We start from the raw sequence: 14392 nt of genomic DNA on the forward strand, positions 1-14392 counted from the left end.
AATCCGGGTCGGCCACCACCAGCAGCCTGTCTTCACCGCCCCCCATGCCGGACAGGATACCTGCAAGGTCCCCCACCTCCCCCAGCACCGGCACGCCACGCAACTGCCGGCCCGGACGGCGCAGGGGGCCTTCGGTCACCATGCCCACCACACGGCCACCCAGATCAGGCATGAGCCGGAGGAAGCGGCCTGCATCCCTTACGCCCCCCAGCAGGATGATCCGCGTGCCCGATGGCATGACGCGCCCGCCACGGTACTGCCGCCAGCCCTGATAGGCCGCACGCGCGCCCGCCATGAGCATGAACACCGCCATGGCGTAAACCGCGCCGAAAGACGCCACATGCCTGCCGTGCCCCAGCCCCGCCACCATGGCGCAGGCCAGCAGGCCAGCCAGCACGGCCGCCCCGCCCAGACGGCAGAAATCGGACTGCCCGGCAAAACGCCAGTGCTGGCGGAAGATACGGAACGGCCAGCCCGCCACCGCAATGGCCACCATGCCGATGACAGGCAGCATCCATGCCGCCCCCACGCTCGGCACGTAGCCGCTCATGGCCCGCGCGGCACAGGCGGCCACGCCGCCCATAAGCGTATCAAGGGCGCAGTTTACCGCTATGGTCCGTGTCATGCGCGCCCATTCGGCCAGGGCCGGGCGACGGCTGGAGGATTGCCTAACCATTCTGCGCCACCTATAGCCGAGCGGACGGAGGGCAAGAAGGAAAGATCATGCGCCAGTCCCGGCTTTCATGACCAGTGTGCATTCCAGTCATGGCGCCGTGGCCCTTTTTGGCCTTCTGCTCCTGACCGGCGGCACGGCGGCGGCACTCCTTTCACGCCGGGTGATCGGCCTGCATGTCATGGACTATCCCACCGGGCGCAGCGCCCATGCCCGGCCGGTGCCCAAGGGCGGTGGGCTGGCAATCCTGGCGGTATTCCTTGTGGGCCTACCACTGGCGGAAATGATCTTTCACCATGCGGCGGGCCGGGCGGACATTACGCTGCTGGTGGCCACGGTCTGGCTTGGCCTTTTCTCATGGTATGATGACATGCACCCCATGCCCCCAGCATGGAAGCTTGCCGCACAGATTGCTGCCGCCGGACTGGTGGCGTGGGGCAGCATGCCGTCCCTGCCCCATATCCCGGCATGGTCTGGCCTGCTGTTACGGATGGTTTTGCTGGTCGGCCTGTGCAACGCCCTCAATTTTGTCGATGGGCTGGACGGACTGGCGGGCGGTTGCACCGTGCTGGCCTGTCTGGCCACGGCGGGGCTGTGCCTTGCAGCTCATGGTAGTGTGGACATCTGGGCTACGGCACTGGTGCTGGCCGTGGCCGTGGGCGGCTTCCTGCCCTTCAACTTCCCACATGCGCGGCTGTTCATGGGGGATGTGGGCAGCCAGTGCTGCGGGCTGGTGCTGGGCACGCTGGGGCTGCGCATGGCGGACATGCCGCATCTGCCGCATGGCGAAATCCTGATGCCCCTGATCCTGTCGGGCATGCTGGCTGACGTAGCGGTTACCCTGCTGCGGCGTGCCATGACGGGCCGCCCGCTCATGCGCGCGCACCGGGAGCACCTGTACCAGATGGCCCATCGCAGCGGCATGGCCGCATGGCGCATTACGCTGCTGGCATGGGGGGCGACGCTGTACGGCAGCCTTGTGGCGGTAGCCGTTGCGGGAACGTGGATGACGCCGCCTGTCGCGCTGGGGCTGGCTGGCGTGGTCCAGCTTGGCTGGGCCGTGATCGTGTGGCGGCAGGTGCGCCGGACACCGGAACTGGACTGGTAACAAAAAGGGGGCGGGCAGCCTGCATGGCCACCCGCCCCCGGATCAGAACCCGCCCGTAATGGCGTGAAGTCCTTATTTACGCAGCGTGATCTTCATGCCCTGCGCCGCAGCCGCCAGACGGCCGCCGGTGCTGGACGTATCAAGCTGGATCCGCACGCCTGCCGAGTTGTTCAGCAGCACGGCTCCGATGCCGGTCCCCGCCGTGACTTCCCCGTTGACGGAGGCGTAGCTACCCTCGAAATCCTTGATGTTCGTCAGGTTATAGACGGTGCCCTGCGCTTCGACATTGGAGAAGCCCACGGCCGCGACCGAACCGCCCTCGATCTTGAAGCGGTAGGTATGGTTCTTGAACACGAGCCTGCCCGTGCCCCATGTGTGGCCGACACCGATATCAAGTGACTTGAACTTCATCGTCACGTGACCGGACGGCGTTCCGAGCGAGGAGTCGGCCGCCTGGGCCAGGGCGGGCATGCCCGCCAGCGGTGCCAGCGCAATGGCGGCGGCAACCAGACGTCTTGATATACGCATGGATCAGATCCTTCAGTCCCTGAAATATACGAAAACAACCGCGGGCATGGGCAAAAGTTCAGCCGACGCGGCGCAGTCCCTCGGCCCGACGGGGACGGACAGGCTTGCGGGCCGGGGTGGCGGCCTTTTCCTGCGTGGCGGTCTCGGTCACGATGGTGCAGAGGTCGCGCAGGTAGGCATTGCCCTTGAGCGTGCGCTTGATCAGCACGGAACGGCGATCCATCGGGTCGGGCGTGCGGCGGGCCAGGTCAAGATCCTTCAGCCGGTCCAGCGCGCGGGTGATCGCGGGCTTGGACACGTTCAGCTCGGCCGCGAGGCCACGCACGGTGTGCGCGTCGTCACTCAGGTAGCAGGTCAGGAACACGGCCAGCTGGCGGGCTGACAGGTCGGGACCGTCACGGCGGACCATTGCCACAATGGTGTCGCGCAGGGAATTGATCATCTGATCCGTATGAGCCTGTGATGACTTGGCCATCAGTGGAAATCCTTTGTCGAATGTCAGTCCCGCCAACCGGCGCACAGATGCGGAATCGGACCGGGGCTGGATGATGTCTTTCAGCATTGCCTATATAATTGGCATCTAGAGCATATATAAGTCGCAGGGCGAGAATTAGTTCGCTTACGGGATTGTTTCTTTAGCGATGCATTCTGTCCCCGACATTAAATATTCGTAATATCCCTTCGTAAGCCGCTCTTGAACCAAGACTTTCTCCGCCTTCCGGGCGGCCAGGACGTGACGTATCGTTCCATCCATAGGTATCGATATGAACCCAGCGCACATCTGTACTGACAAAATTTTCTAGAAAAAGGGCCGCCGTAATCGCCCCTGCCATGGGTTTGGATGAAATATTGTTCAGATCCGCCACCGGGCTGCTCAGCCATTTGCGGTAGCCCGGCCATAGCGGCAGCCGCCACAGCGGGTCGCCACAGGCATGCCCCGCCGTAACGAAGGCCGCCCCCACATCATCATCATTGGCAAACAGGGCGGGCACGTCCGGCCCCAGCGCCACGCGGGCCGCGCCGGTCAGTGTGGCCGCGTCAACCAGCAGGTCGGGCTGGTGTTCGCACGCGGCATGCAGCAGGTCGCACAGCACAAGCCGCCCCTCGGCATCGGTATTGCCGATCTCGACCGTCAGCCCCGAGCGGGTCACCACCACATCGCTCGGGCGCATCGCCCGGCCCGACACGCTGTTTTCCACGCAGCCAAGCCGCAGTTCCAGCCGCACCGGCAGGTCACGCAGCACGATCAGCCGCGCAAGGGCGAGCATGATGGCCGCACCCCCCATGTCCTTTTTCATCCGCAGCATGGAAGATGCGGGCTTGATGTCATAACCGCCGGTATCAAAACACACACCCTTGCCAGCAAGGGAGATGAGCGGCGCCTCATCAGTGGCGGTGCTGCCGCGCCAGCGGGCTTCCACCACGCAGGGCGCGCGTTCGGAGCCGTTGCCGACATGGAACAGGGTGGGAAATTCCTTTTCCAGCCGTGTCCCGCGGATGACCTGCACCTGCACATCCAGCGGCCCCAGCGCCGCCGCCGCTGCGGTGGCCAGATCGTCCGGCCCCATCAGGTTGGGGGGCGTATTGATAAGTGAGCGGGCAAGGTTCATGCACTGCGCCATCTCACCCGCCGCCAGCCCAGCCGTATCCACGACCAGCCGTGCCCCTGCCGTGGCGGGCGGCTCCACATCCCGCCCGAAGGCAGGCATGCGGTACGCGCCCAGACAGAAGCCGAGGGCAATGTCCGCCGCATCCACATCGGCAGGCGCGCTGACACGCCACAGGCCGGGCGGCAGCGAATCGGGCAGCACGCCAAACACGAACGGATCGGCGCCATCCTTTTCCTCACCCACGCCCAGCAGCACGGTGGCGACGTGGCCATCCGCGCCGGGCAGGAGCTGCACCTGCCCGTAACGGGCGGCAAATCCGGACAGACTGGCAAAACGGGCTCCGGCCTCGCCCACAAGATCGGCCAGATGATCGAGCGCCGCAGGGCGGATGGCATGCACCACGCCCACAGCCTGCCCCGCCACATCTTCCGCCAGAACCAGACAGTCCTGACTCTCCAGCATGTTCATTAAATGCCCTCCCTACCACGTTTTATTCCCGCCAGCGTGCGTCCGGTCACCCCACAACGCAAGCCGCATGTGGTTTTGCTTGCATTTGCCGCCGCCTGGACAGAGCATGCAGGCATGACGGGTGTACCCTCGGGCCCTGGTGGCCCCTATCGCACTGTGGCCGGGCATGGTTCCGGCCCCTATTCCGATACGAAGATCCGGGCCGTGCTCGGCCCGACCAATACCGGAAAAACCCATCTGGCCATTGAACGCCTGCTGGCGCATTCCAGCGGGATCATCGGTTTCCCGCTCCGGCTGCTGGCGCGGGAGAACTATGATCGCATGGTCGCGCGCAAGGGTGCGCACGCCGTCGCCCTGATAACGGGGGAAGAAAAAATCATACCGCCCCGGGCGCGCTGGTTTTCCTGCACGGTCGAGGCCATGCCGCTCGACCGGCGGGTGGAATTCGTGGCGGTGGATGAAATCCAGCTCTGCGCCGATCCGGACCGGGGGCATATCTTTACCGACCGCCTGCTGCATGCCCGTGGCACGGCCGAAACCATGTTTCTGGGCGCCGACACCATCCGCAACCTGATCTGCCGGCTGGTGCCGGGGGTCGAGGTCGAACACCGCCCGCGCCTGTCCCAGCTTACCCATGCGGGGGCATGCAAACTCACCCGCCTGCCACCGCGTTCGGCCATTGTCGCGTTTTCCGCAGCCGAGGTTTACGCCATAGCCGAACTGCTGCGCCGCAGGCGGGGGGGGTGTGCCATTGTGATGGGCCAGCTTTCACCGCGCACCCGCAATGCGCAGGTGGCGCTGTATCAGGAAAAGGAGGTCGACTACCTCGTCGCGACCGATGCGATCGGCATGGGGCTGAACATGGATGTCAACCATGTCGCCTTTGCCAGCCTGTCCAAATTCGACGGCACGCGCGTCCGCCCCCTCAATGCCGGTGAGATCGCGCAGGTTGCGGGCCGGGCCGGGCGCGGGCTGCGTGACGGCACCTTCGGCACCACCGGCACCTGCCCACCCCTGCATGAGGAACTGGCCGAAGCGGTGGAGCAGCACAGGTTCGATCCGCTTACACGCCTGTCCTGGCGCAACAGCGCGCTTGATTTTTCATCACCCGATGCCCTGCTGTCCAGCCTCAACCAGCCCTCTCCCCGCCCGGAACTGACCGCGGGCCATGAAGCCAGTGATATGCTGGCCCTGGCCGCCCTGGCGGCAAACACCGAGATCCGCCCGCTGGTGCGCTCCCGCGCCGCCACCCGCCTGCTGTGGGAAAGCTGCCAGATCCCGGATTTCCGCAAACTGGGCGATGACAGCCATATCCGCCTGTGCGGGCGCATTTTCACCCATATCATTCACGACGGGCGTATTCCCGCCGCGTGGATGGAAAAGCAGATCGGCTATTTCTTCCATACCGAGGGGACCATCGACTCTCTCATGCAGCGGCTGGCGGGCATCCGGGTATGCAGCTACATCGCCTCGCGCACCGGCTGGGTCGCTAATGCCGAGCACTGGCAGGCCCGCACCCGGGAAGCCGAGGACCGCCTGTCCGACATCCTGCATGAACAGTTGACCGCCCGCTTTGTGGACCGCCGTGCGACCAGCCTGATCCGTCGGCTGGACGAAGGTGGCCATGACGCGCTGCTTTCCGCCGTGACCGCACAGGGCAATGTGGTGGTGGAAGGCCATGAGGTCGGGCGCATTGCCGGTCTGGACCTGATTGCGGGCGAGCATACCGATGCCGATGACGCGCGCCTGCTCATGCGCGCCGCGCGCCGTGCGGTCCGCAGCGAGATCCCGCGCCGCGTCGCGCTGCTGGTGCAGGATGAGGACCGGCATTTCACCTTTTCCCCCGATGGCCTGCACGTCCTGTGGCAGGGCATGCCAATTGCGCGGCTCCAGCCGGGGGCCGACATCCTTACGCCCCGCCCGCAGGTGCTCGACAACCCGCTGCTGGACAATGCGCAGCGCGAACGCATCCGCAACCGGCTTCAGGAATGGCTGGGGCGGACCGTACGTGAGCATCTGGCCCCGCTTTTTGCCGTCCGCGCCGCCGTGGCCAGCACGCCCAGCCTGCGCGGCATCGTCCACCGCCTGCACGAGGGCGCGGGCGTCGCCCCCCTGCACCGGGGCGAACGCTATGGGGCGGAAATGGTCCGCAGGTTACGGGGGCTGGGCATACGGATCGGGCACTACAGCCTGTTCATGCCCGCGATCCTGAAGGAACGGCCCATGCAGTTGCGCGGCTGGCTGGTCGCCATCAGCCTGAACATGCCGTGCCCCCCACTGCCCGCCATGAGCCGCATCTCCCTGCCGCCCGACGCCCTGCCCACACCGCTCATGGACCGCATGGGCTGGCTGGATGCGGGGCCGGTGCGGATCAGGCTGGATATTGCGGAAAAATTCATTCTCGAACTCGCCCGCATGACCCGGCGCGCGCCCATACCGCTGCCGCCGCTTCTGGCCTCGCGGCTGGGGGTGCGGCGCGAGGCCCTGCCCGCCGTCATGAAGGGGCTGAACATGCGCGTCTATCATCCCCGCCCCATGCCAGCGGACCATTACGGCCCGCCGCCCCCGGTCATGGTACGATTCCTGCCTGAACCCATGGCCGAGAAAAAAGGAAAACCGCCCCGGGCGGAAAAACGTAAGGCTACCGGACAGCCTACGCCGAAAGGTGGTGGGCGACCCGCCCGCCGCTCTGACAGTCCATTCGCGGCCCTCGCCGCCCTGCTCAACCGCCCATGACCAGCATGAAACAGCCCTCCCTTCCCGCTGCCCCTACTGCCCAACGCCTGGACCTGTGGCTGCTTCATGCCCGCTTCGGGCGCAGCCGGAGCGTGTGCGCGCAGATGGCCACAGGCGGGCAGGTCCGCATCAACCGCCAGCGCGTGACCAAGGCGCATGCGCAGGTCCATGTGGGCGACATCCTGACGCTGCCCGCCCCGGACAGAAAAACGGTGATAGTCATTCGCATTATTAGTTGTGCCGAACGGCGGCAATCCGCCCCTCTTGCACAGCTTCTGTATGAAGTTATTCCGGAATCTGCGTGAATATTGTGGCTGCAATGCAGATGCTGGTCATGATTATGCTTTAGCTGCCGTCTTGGGCTTGCCACGGCAGGAAAACACTCTCATATCTTCCGCCATTCCTGATGAGGTCATGCCCTATGTGGCGCCTCGTCCCTTTTCCAATGGCCGGGCCTATTGCCGCTGGCCGAACAAATAATGATCGGAGATAGGCGATGACCTATGTGGTCACCGAAAACTGCATTCGCTGCAAATTCACGGATTGTGTCGAAGTCTGCCCGGTTGACTGCTTCTACGCGGGTGAGAACTTTCTCGTAATCAATCCGGACGAATGCATCGACTGCGGCGTGTGCGAACCGGAATGCCCGGCTGAGGCCATCTTCCCCGATAGTGACGACCGCGCCACTCCCTGGGCTGAACTGAACGCCAAATACGCTGCGGTATGGCCCAACATCACGCGCAAGATTGACGCTCCGGCCGACGCCCAGGAATGGAAAGACAAGCCCAACAAGAAAGAGCTGCTTTCCCCCGAACCCCAGAAAGGCTGATCCCGGCCTTTCCCACCGGGTTGCCCATAAAAAAAGACCGGCACGATTTCTCGTGCCGGTCTTTTTTTATGCCGTCAGGCCCGGGAGGTAATCCCCCCGGACCCCGCATGATGCCGCTTAGCGCGACATCATGTTGATGGACGTGTCATGCATGATGAAGATCGTGCCCGCCACAAGGACGATCACCGACAGCACCGTGAAGACAAAGGCCATGACGTTCCAGCGCTGAGCGGACGAGCCGTTCATGTGCAGGAAGTAAACCAGATGAACAACGATCTGAATGACCGCCAGCAGGGCAATCGCCCCGACCGTGCCGGAAGGTGACATCGCATGCGACATCACGATCCCGAACGCCGCGACCGTCAGGATAACGGCAAGTACGAACCCGGTAAGGTAAGACCCTACACTCCCGTGGCTCTCTCCCGAGGAAGATACATGGTCTGCCATCAGATCACACTCATCAGATAGACAAAGGTGAAGACACAGATCCAGACGATGTCCAGAAAGTGCCAGAACAGGCTGAGGCAGGTCAGCTTACCGATCATGCGCTCGTTCAGCTCGGTCTTTCCCGCTGTCTGGAACAGCAGGACCGCCATCCACAGCAGGCCGCAGGTCACGTGCAGACCGTGTGTACCCACAAGCGTGAAGAAGGAGGACAGGAACGCACTGCGATCCGGGCCGTTACCTTCGGCAATCATGTGAGAGAACTCACGGATTTCCATGAAAAGGAAGCCCAGCCCCAGCAGGAAGGTCACCCCGAGCCAGGTCCGCATGGTGCTGACCTTGTTGTCGTGGGCGGCGATCATGCCGAAACCATAGGTAATGGAGCTCAGCAGCAGAATGGCGGTTTCAATGCCAACACCGGAAAGCTCGAATACTTCGTGGCCGGTCGGACCACCGGCGAACTGGTTGCGCATCACCGCGAACACTGCGAACAGCGAACCGAAGATGATGCAGTCGGTCATCAGATACACCCAGAACCCGAACACCACAGGAGATTCGTGATGTTCGTCGTGTCCGTGGGCTGCATCAGCAGTAATGTTTTGCGCCATTATTCCGCTGCCTGTGCTGCCATAAGGTTACGGGAGTGCTCCTGTTCGATACGAACAATTTCGGAGACCGGCACATAGTAGTCGACGTCGTTATCGGCAGAGCGGGCAATCACCGTAGCGATGATACCGATCAGACCAACAGCGGCCAGCCACCAGATATACCAGATCGCACCGAAGCCAAGCACGAAGCTGAAGGCACCAATCAAGAAGCCGCATGCCGTGTTCTTGGGCATATGGATCGGCTTGTAGTCGCCACCAACCTTGCGGGTGTCGATGCCAGCTTCCTTGTCATGAGCAAAGGCATCCAGCTCATGCACGGTCGGCACGATAGCAAAGTTGTAGAACGGCGGCGGCGAAGAGGTGGACCATTCCAGAGTGCGAGCATTCCAGGGATCGCCCGTCAGGTCACGGTTTTCAGCCAGGTTACGGTCACGGATGGAGACATAGATCTGCGTGAGCTGGCAGACAACACCAAGCGCGATAAGCGCGGCACCGAATGCGGAGATCAGCAGCCAGGGATGCCATTCCGGATTGTCGTAGTGGTTCATGCGGCGGGTCATGCCTTCGAAACCGACAACGTAGATCGGCATAAAGGCAAAGTAGAAACCAACCAGCCAGAACCAGAACGCCCGCTTGCCCCAGGCTTCATTCATCTTGAAGCCGAACGCCTTCGGGAACCAGAAGTTCATGGCAGCAACGTAGCCGAAATACACACCACCGATAATCACGTTATGGAAGTGGGCAATAACGAACAGGCTGTTGTGCAGAACGAAGTCAGCAGCCGGGATCGCCAGCATCACACCGGTCATACCACCGATGGAGAAGGTGATCATGAAGCCGATCACCCAGTACATGGTCGCGTGGAATTCGACACGCCCTTTGTACATCGTGAACAGCCAGTTGAAGATTTTCACCCCGGTCGGAACCGCGATGACCATCGTCATGATACCGAAGAACGTGTTCACGTTCGGGCCGGCACCCATGGTGAAGAAGTGGTGAGCCCACACGAGCAGCGACAGAACCATGATGGAAGCGGTCGCGTAGACCATGGTCTTGTAGCCGAACAGCGGCTTGCGGGAGAAGGTCTGCGTGATTTCGGAGAAGGCACCGAAGGCAGGCAGGACAAGAATGTACACTTCGGGATGGCCCCAGCCCCAGATCAGGCTCAGGTAGAGCATCTGGTTGCCGCCACCGTCATTGGTGAAGAAGTGCATGCCAAGGTAACGATCAAGACCCAGCAGGGCGATCGCAACGGTCAGGATCGGGAAGGCCACCATGATCAGCACGGTCGTGCAGAAGATGGTCCAGGTGAACACAGGCATGCGCATGTAGGTCATGCCCGGCGCACGCATCTTCACGATGGTGGTGAAGAAGTTCACACCGGTCAGCAGCGTGCCCACACCAGACAGCTGGACTGCCCAGATGTAGTAGTCAACACCGACACCGGGGCTGAACTGCTGCTCGGACAGGGGCGGATATGCCAGCCAGCCGCACTGCGAGAACTCACCGATGAACAGGGAGACGTTGACCAGCAGGAAGCTGATAGTCGTCATCCAGAAGCTCAGCGTGTTCACGAAGGGGAAGGCCACGTCGCGCGCACCGATCTGCAGCGGCACCACGATGTTCATCAGACCCTGCATGAACGCCATGGCCATGAAGAAGATCATGATCGTGCCGTGGGCGGAGAAGATCTGGTCATAGTGGTGCGGCGGCAGGTAGCCGGGGTTACCGGCATAGGCCAGCGCAAGCTGGGAACGCATCATGATCGCGTCCGCAAAACCGCGGAACAGCGCCACGAGCGCGACAACGATATACATGACACCAATGCGCTTGTGGTCGACCGAGGTCAGCCATTCACGCCACAGGTAGCCCCATTTACCGTAATAGGTGATGAGACCGACAACGGCCAGGCCAGCAATGGCAGCACCGATGAAAGTCCCAACAAGGATCGGCACATCATAAGGAATGGCCGACAAAGTTAATTTGCCTAACATCTGTCCTATTCCTTCATGTTCATGTCGGACATCGCGGACTGCTGCACATGCAGCATCTTGCCGGTGCTCTTATCCATGATCATGCCGTCGTTGTACTTGGCAACGATCTCGTCAAAGAGACCCGCATCGACATGCGAGAAGTATTCAACCGGGTTGGCCTCGCTCGGCGCGGCCAGCTTGGGATAGCTTGCGCTGTCCAGCTGTTCGGAAGAAGCCTTAACCTTCTCGATCCACGCGCTGTACTGGTCCGCAGGCATGGCCAGCGCACGGAAACGCATGTCGGAGAAGCCACGACCGCTGAAGTTGGACGATTCACCCTGGAAATCACCCGCTTCGTTGGCGATGAGGTGCAGCTGTGTCTGCATCCCGGCCATGGCGTAGATCATCGTACCGAGCTGCGGGATGAAGAAGGAGTTCATCACGGAGTCAGAGGTGATCCGGAAATCAACCGGCGTATTCACCGGCAGTGCGAGCTGGTTGACGGTTGCGATCCCTTCGTCCGGATAGACAAAGAGCCACTTCCAGTCCAGCGCCACAACATCGACATGAATTGGCTTGACGTTAGCTTCCGCTTCGAGAGGCTTGTACGGATCAAGCGAATGACACGTCTGATAGGTCAGCACCGCCAGGAACAGAATGATCAGGCTGGGGATGGCCCAGATAACCACTTCGATCTTGTTGGAATGCGACCATTTCGGCAGGTATTCGGCCGATGTGTTGGACTGACGGTACTGCCATGCGAACAGCAGTGTCAGGATACATACCGGCACAACGACCAGCAGCATCGCGAACAGCGCCGTCATGATCAGGTTCTTTTCCTGAAGACCGACTATGCCCTTGGGGTCGAGCGTATCCCACGTGCAGCCTGCTAACAGCACTGCCGAAGATAAGCTCACTAACTTCGTTAATCTTGGCAAGATTTTTTTCTTCATCTCACGCCTCGTTGGTTTCGACATCACCCTGTTTTGCTCACATCCTCGCTTCATCCACGGGCTTAGACAACAACGGCTACGCTATACGCCCAACAGGGAAAATGCACCTGGCATCTCCCCGCATCCAGCGACATCGCGCCACGTCGACTCCCGAAAATGACAGGCGCCACTTTCGGTTTGCATCCGTCATGAGTTAGTTGCCGACCGGCTGACCATGATTTTGATCAATACGGCCCGCCAGACCTTACGTAATCATTACTGTCAGGGCAGATCGGACCATAAATCGCGATGCCGTCCTGTGTTCTGAAGCGCATGCTCTGTGCCGCTTACCCTTTCATATAGTTTTTCTATTCAAGGGTTATCCGACCTGAATGGCCTTATAGGCAAGCCTTCACATAATATTTCACAAAATTACAATGCTGCTGATTTATCTTCAAAAAACGGGGTTTTACAAGGCATTGCTTAACTGTCATGAACCTCACACTCCCGTCATCACATAATTTCATTGTGTGAATAAGTCTTATCTATTCCACCAGATCATCCACAAAATCAGCCTTTTCATGCAAAAAGGGCCGCCGCTTTCGCGACGACCCTTCCTATTGCCAAAACAGTACCTTTCAGGTCTGCAATTTACAGGACTCCTGTCATCCCTCAGTCATTGCTGCTGTTACGCACGCCCATGAACTGGAGCAGGAACTGAAACAGGTTGATGAAGTTGAGGTAGAGATTCAGCGCATCATAAACCGACCGCTTGGCCGCCTGGTCCGGCCCTTCGTAATAGGCGAACTGCTGGTAGGTGGCCTTGATCCGCTGGGTGTCGAACATGGTCAGGCCCACGAACAGCAGCACACCAACGGCGCTATAGACAAAATACAGCCCCGGGCTGGCCAGGAACATGTTCACCACGCCAGCGATGATGAGACCGAACAGACCCATCATCAGAAAGGAACCGAAGCGGCTGAGGTCGGTACGAGTCGTGTAACCCCATATCGACATGGTGCAGAACGTCGCCGCCGTGATGAAGAACACCCGCGTGACGGAAACGCCGGTGAACACCATGAAGATGTTGGACATGCTTGCCCCCATCACGCCACAGAACAGCCAGAACAGTGTCTGGACCGTCTGTGTGGACAGCCGGTTCACGCCAAACGACATCACCATAACAAAGCCCAGCGGCGCGATCATGGCGAGCATGGCCAGACCCGTGGGCCGGATCGCCACCATGCCCGAAGCGGTGGGGACATGCTGGAAGAACAGCGCCTGCAGGCTGGTATTGGCGATCAGGTACGCAACCAGCCCGGTCAGCACCAGTCCCGATGCCATCCAGTTATAGACTCGCAACATATAGGCGCGCAGGCCCATATCGACGGAGCCTGCGGCACTCTCAACGGTGGGGCGGACGAAGCTCCGCGAATCAGGGCCAAAAGCCATTGTTTTTCCTTCCTGCACATCTTTGACTGACATGCTTTTCCCTGAATGTGGGAACATACTAGAACACGTTCAAGAACCTCAGCGTGTCCAACACATTACAATACGGCAACATGCACAACGCGCATGAGGCCGAGTATATATACTGTACGCGCCGTATCATGACACATGCCGACGGCCCCCTTATTTCACAGGAACATCATGCGTCTTTTTGTTGGTCTGGAATTACCGACTTCCCTGCGGCACGCCGTTGGTGAACTCCGGGGAAGCCTGCCTGATGTGGTGTGGTATCCCCCGGAATCCTACCACCTCACCCTGCATTTTATTGGTGAGATCACCCAGCGCCCCATGCTGGAGGACATTCATCATGCCCTGGCAGCGGTTCGCCCTGCCCTGCCCACCGTATCCCTGACCACGCCCGGCCTGTTCGAGTCCGAAACGCGGAACGGTCCGGATACCCTATGGGCTGGCGTTGCGGCCGATCCCGCGCTGGTGCAGTTGCAGCAGAAGATCCGCTCGGCCCTGAACCGGCTCCTGCCATCTTCCGCCAGACGTGGCCGCCGCTTCGTGCCGCACGTGACCCTTGGCCAGTCCCTGCGCACCGATCCTGACCAGCGGCAGCGCTGGTTGGCCACCCCCCTGCCCGCAACCGCCGGGGAGCAGGTCACGCACTTCACCCTGTTCCAGTCCCTGCGGAATACCGATGCGCCGCTTTACGAACCGCTGGAGCATTATCCGCTGACATTCTGATTCCCTGCATCGCGATACCGTTACGCAGGCGAGGATACCGGGCGCGTCGGAGCTGCTTATTTATATATTTTCTGAATAATAAAAATATATTTCCTGCCATTCATTGTGAACTGCTTGAAAAGCACATTTTGTCCGAATTCAGAAATTATCGTTTAATATCGGTGCCGTTTTTTCGGTTATCCGATTCATTGCTAATCTGACAACAACTTCACGTTCTTGTGATCTCGAACACTAAAATGTCAGGAGACGGGCGTACCAGCCTCGGTATGTTCGCATGAAACGGA

The 14392-nt window shown here is 60.8% G+C and carries 14 protein-coding genes; 5 read left to right on the forward strand and 9 right to left on the reverse strand.

The genetic code is table 11. The features are described 5' to 3' along the window. Positions 1-676 (reverse strand): nucleoside-diphosphate sugar epimerase/dehydratase (locus tag DY926_RS12870; protein WP_408886065.1); only part of this gene is annotated, 676 nt, incomplete at its 3' end. A gap of 67 nt (positions 677-743) precedes the next feature. Between DY926_RS12870 and DY926_RS12875 the strand changes: the two genes are divergently transcribed. Then, positions 744-1781 (forward strand): glycosyltransferase family 4 protein, encoded by a 1038-nt coding sequence (locus DY926_RS12875; protein ID WP_116703734.1) that lies wholly within the window; start codon positions 744-746, stop codon positions 1779-1781. 72 nt (positions 1782-1853) lie between these two features. Here the strand turns inward: DY926_RS12875 and DY926_RS12880 are convergent, their stop codons facing one another. From DY926_RS12880 to DY926_RS12890, 3 genes are all read right to left on the reverse strand, one after another. Beyond that, complete coding sequence (locus DY926_RS12880) at positions 1854-2309, reverse strand: hypothetical protein (protein ID WP_116703735.1); 456 nt, start codon at positions 2307-2309, stop codon at positions 1854-1856. Between the two features lie 58 nt (positions 2310-2367). Then, on the reverse strand, positions 2368-2784 hold the full coding sequence (locus DY926_RS12885) for a MarR family winged helix-turn-helix transcriptional regulator (protein WP_116703764.1): 417 nt from the start codon (positions 2782-2784) through the stop codon (positions 2368-2370). Positions 2785-2944: 160 nt separating this feature from the next. Beyond that, positions 2945-4387: a leucyl aminopeptidase family protein gene (locus DY926_RS12890; RefSeq protein ID WP_116703736.1), complete on the reverse strand. Its 1443-nt coding sequence runs from the start codon at positions 4385-4387 to the stop codon at positions 2945-2947. Between the two features lie 114 nt (positions 4388-4501). Here DY926_RS12890 and DY926_RS12895 point away from each other — a divergent pair, with 114 nt between their 5' ends. From DY926_RS12895 to fdxA, 3 genes are all read left to right on the forward strand, one after another. After that, positions 4502-7123, forward strand: coding sequence for a helicase-related protein (locus DY926_RS12895; RefSeq protein WP_116703765.1), 2622 nt, complete (start codon positions 4502-4504; stop codon positions 7121-7123). Between the two features lie 5 nt (positions 7124-7128). After that, positions 7129-7428, forward strand: a complete 300-nt coding sequence (locus DY926_RS12900; RefSeq protein WP_116703766.1) for an RNA-binding S4 domain-containing protein — start codon at positions 7129-7131, stop codon at positions 7426-7428. A 191-nt stretch (positions 7429-7619) separates the two neighbouring features. After that, the gene (gene fdxA, locus DY926_RS12905) at positions 7620-7952 is read left to right on the forward strand and encodes a ferredoxin FdxA (protein ID WP_116703737.1); all 333 of its coding nucleotides are present in this window, start codon (positions 7620-7622) and stop codon (positions 7950-7952) included. Positions 7953-8069: 117 nt separating this feature from the next. Here fdxA and cyoD read toward each other — a convergent pair whose 3' ends face one another. From cyoD to DY926_RS12930, 5 genes are all read right to left on the reverse strand, one after another. Continuing rightward, positions 8070-8399: a cytochrome o ubiquinol oxidase subunit IV gene (cyoD, locus tag DY926_RS12910; RefSeq protein ID WP_116703738.1), complete on the reverse strand. Its 330-nt coding sequence runs from the start codon at positions 8397-8399 to the stop codon at positions 8070-8072. Then, entirely contained in the window at positions 8399-9004 is a 606-nt protein-coding gene (gene cyoC, locus DY926_RS12915) for a cytochrome o ubiquinol oxidase subunit III (protein WP_116703739.1), read from the reverse strand. Before cyoC ends, cyoD begins: the two co-directional genes overlap by 1 nt. Beyond that, positions 9004-10998, reverse strand: coding sequence for a cytochrome o ubiquinol oxidase subunit I (cyoB, locus tag DY926_RS12920; RefSeq protein ID WP_116703740.1), 1995 nt, complete (start codon positions 10996-10998; stop codon positions 9004-9006). The genes cyoC and cyoB overlap by 1 nt, the downstream gene beginning before the upstream one ends. A 5-nt stretch (positions 10999-11003) precedes the next feature. Further along, positions 11004-11930 (reverse strand): ubiquinol oxidase subunit II, encoded by a 927-nt coding sequence (gene cyoA, locus DY926_RS12925; protein ID WP_116703741.1) that lies wholly within the window; start codon positions 11928-11930, stop codon positions 11004-11006. Positions 11931-12581: 651 nt separating this feature from the next. Continuing rightward, complete coding sequence (locus tag DY926_RS12930; RefSeq protein ID WP_186336172.1) at positions 12582-13361, reverse strand: Bax inhibitor-1/YccA family protein; 780 nt, start codon at positions 13359-13361, stop codon at positions 12582-12584. Positions 13362-13559: 198 nt separating this feature from the next. Between DY926_RS12930 and thpR the strand changes: the two genes are divergently transcribed. After that, positions 13560-14108: an RNA 2',3'-cyclic phosphodiesterase gene (thpR, locus tag DY926_RS12935; protein WP_116703742.1), complete on the forward strand. Its 549-nt coding sequence runs from the start codon at positions 13560-13562 to the stop codon at positions 14106-14108. Positions 14109-14392: the final 284 nt, after the last annotated feature.

The sequence above is a fragment of the Komagataeibacter melaceti genome (genome assembly GCF_003403295.1).
GTDB lineage: Bacteria > Pseudomonadota > Alphaproteobacteria > Acetobacterales > Acetobacteraceae > Komagataeibacter > Komagataeibacter melaceti.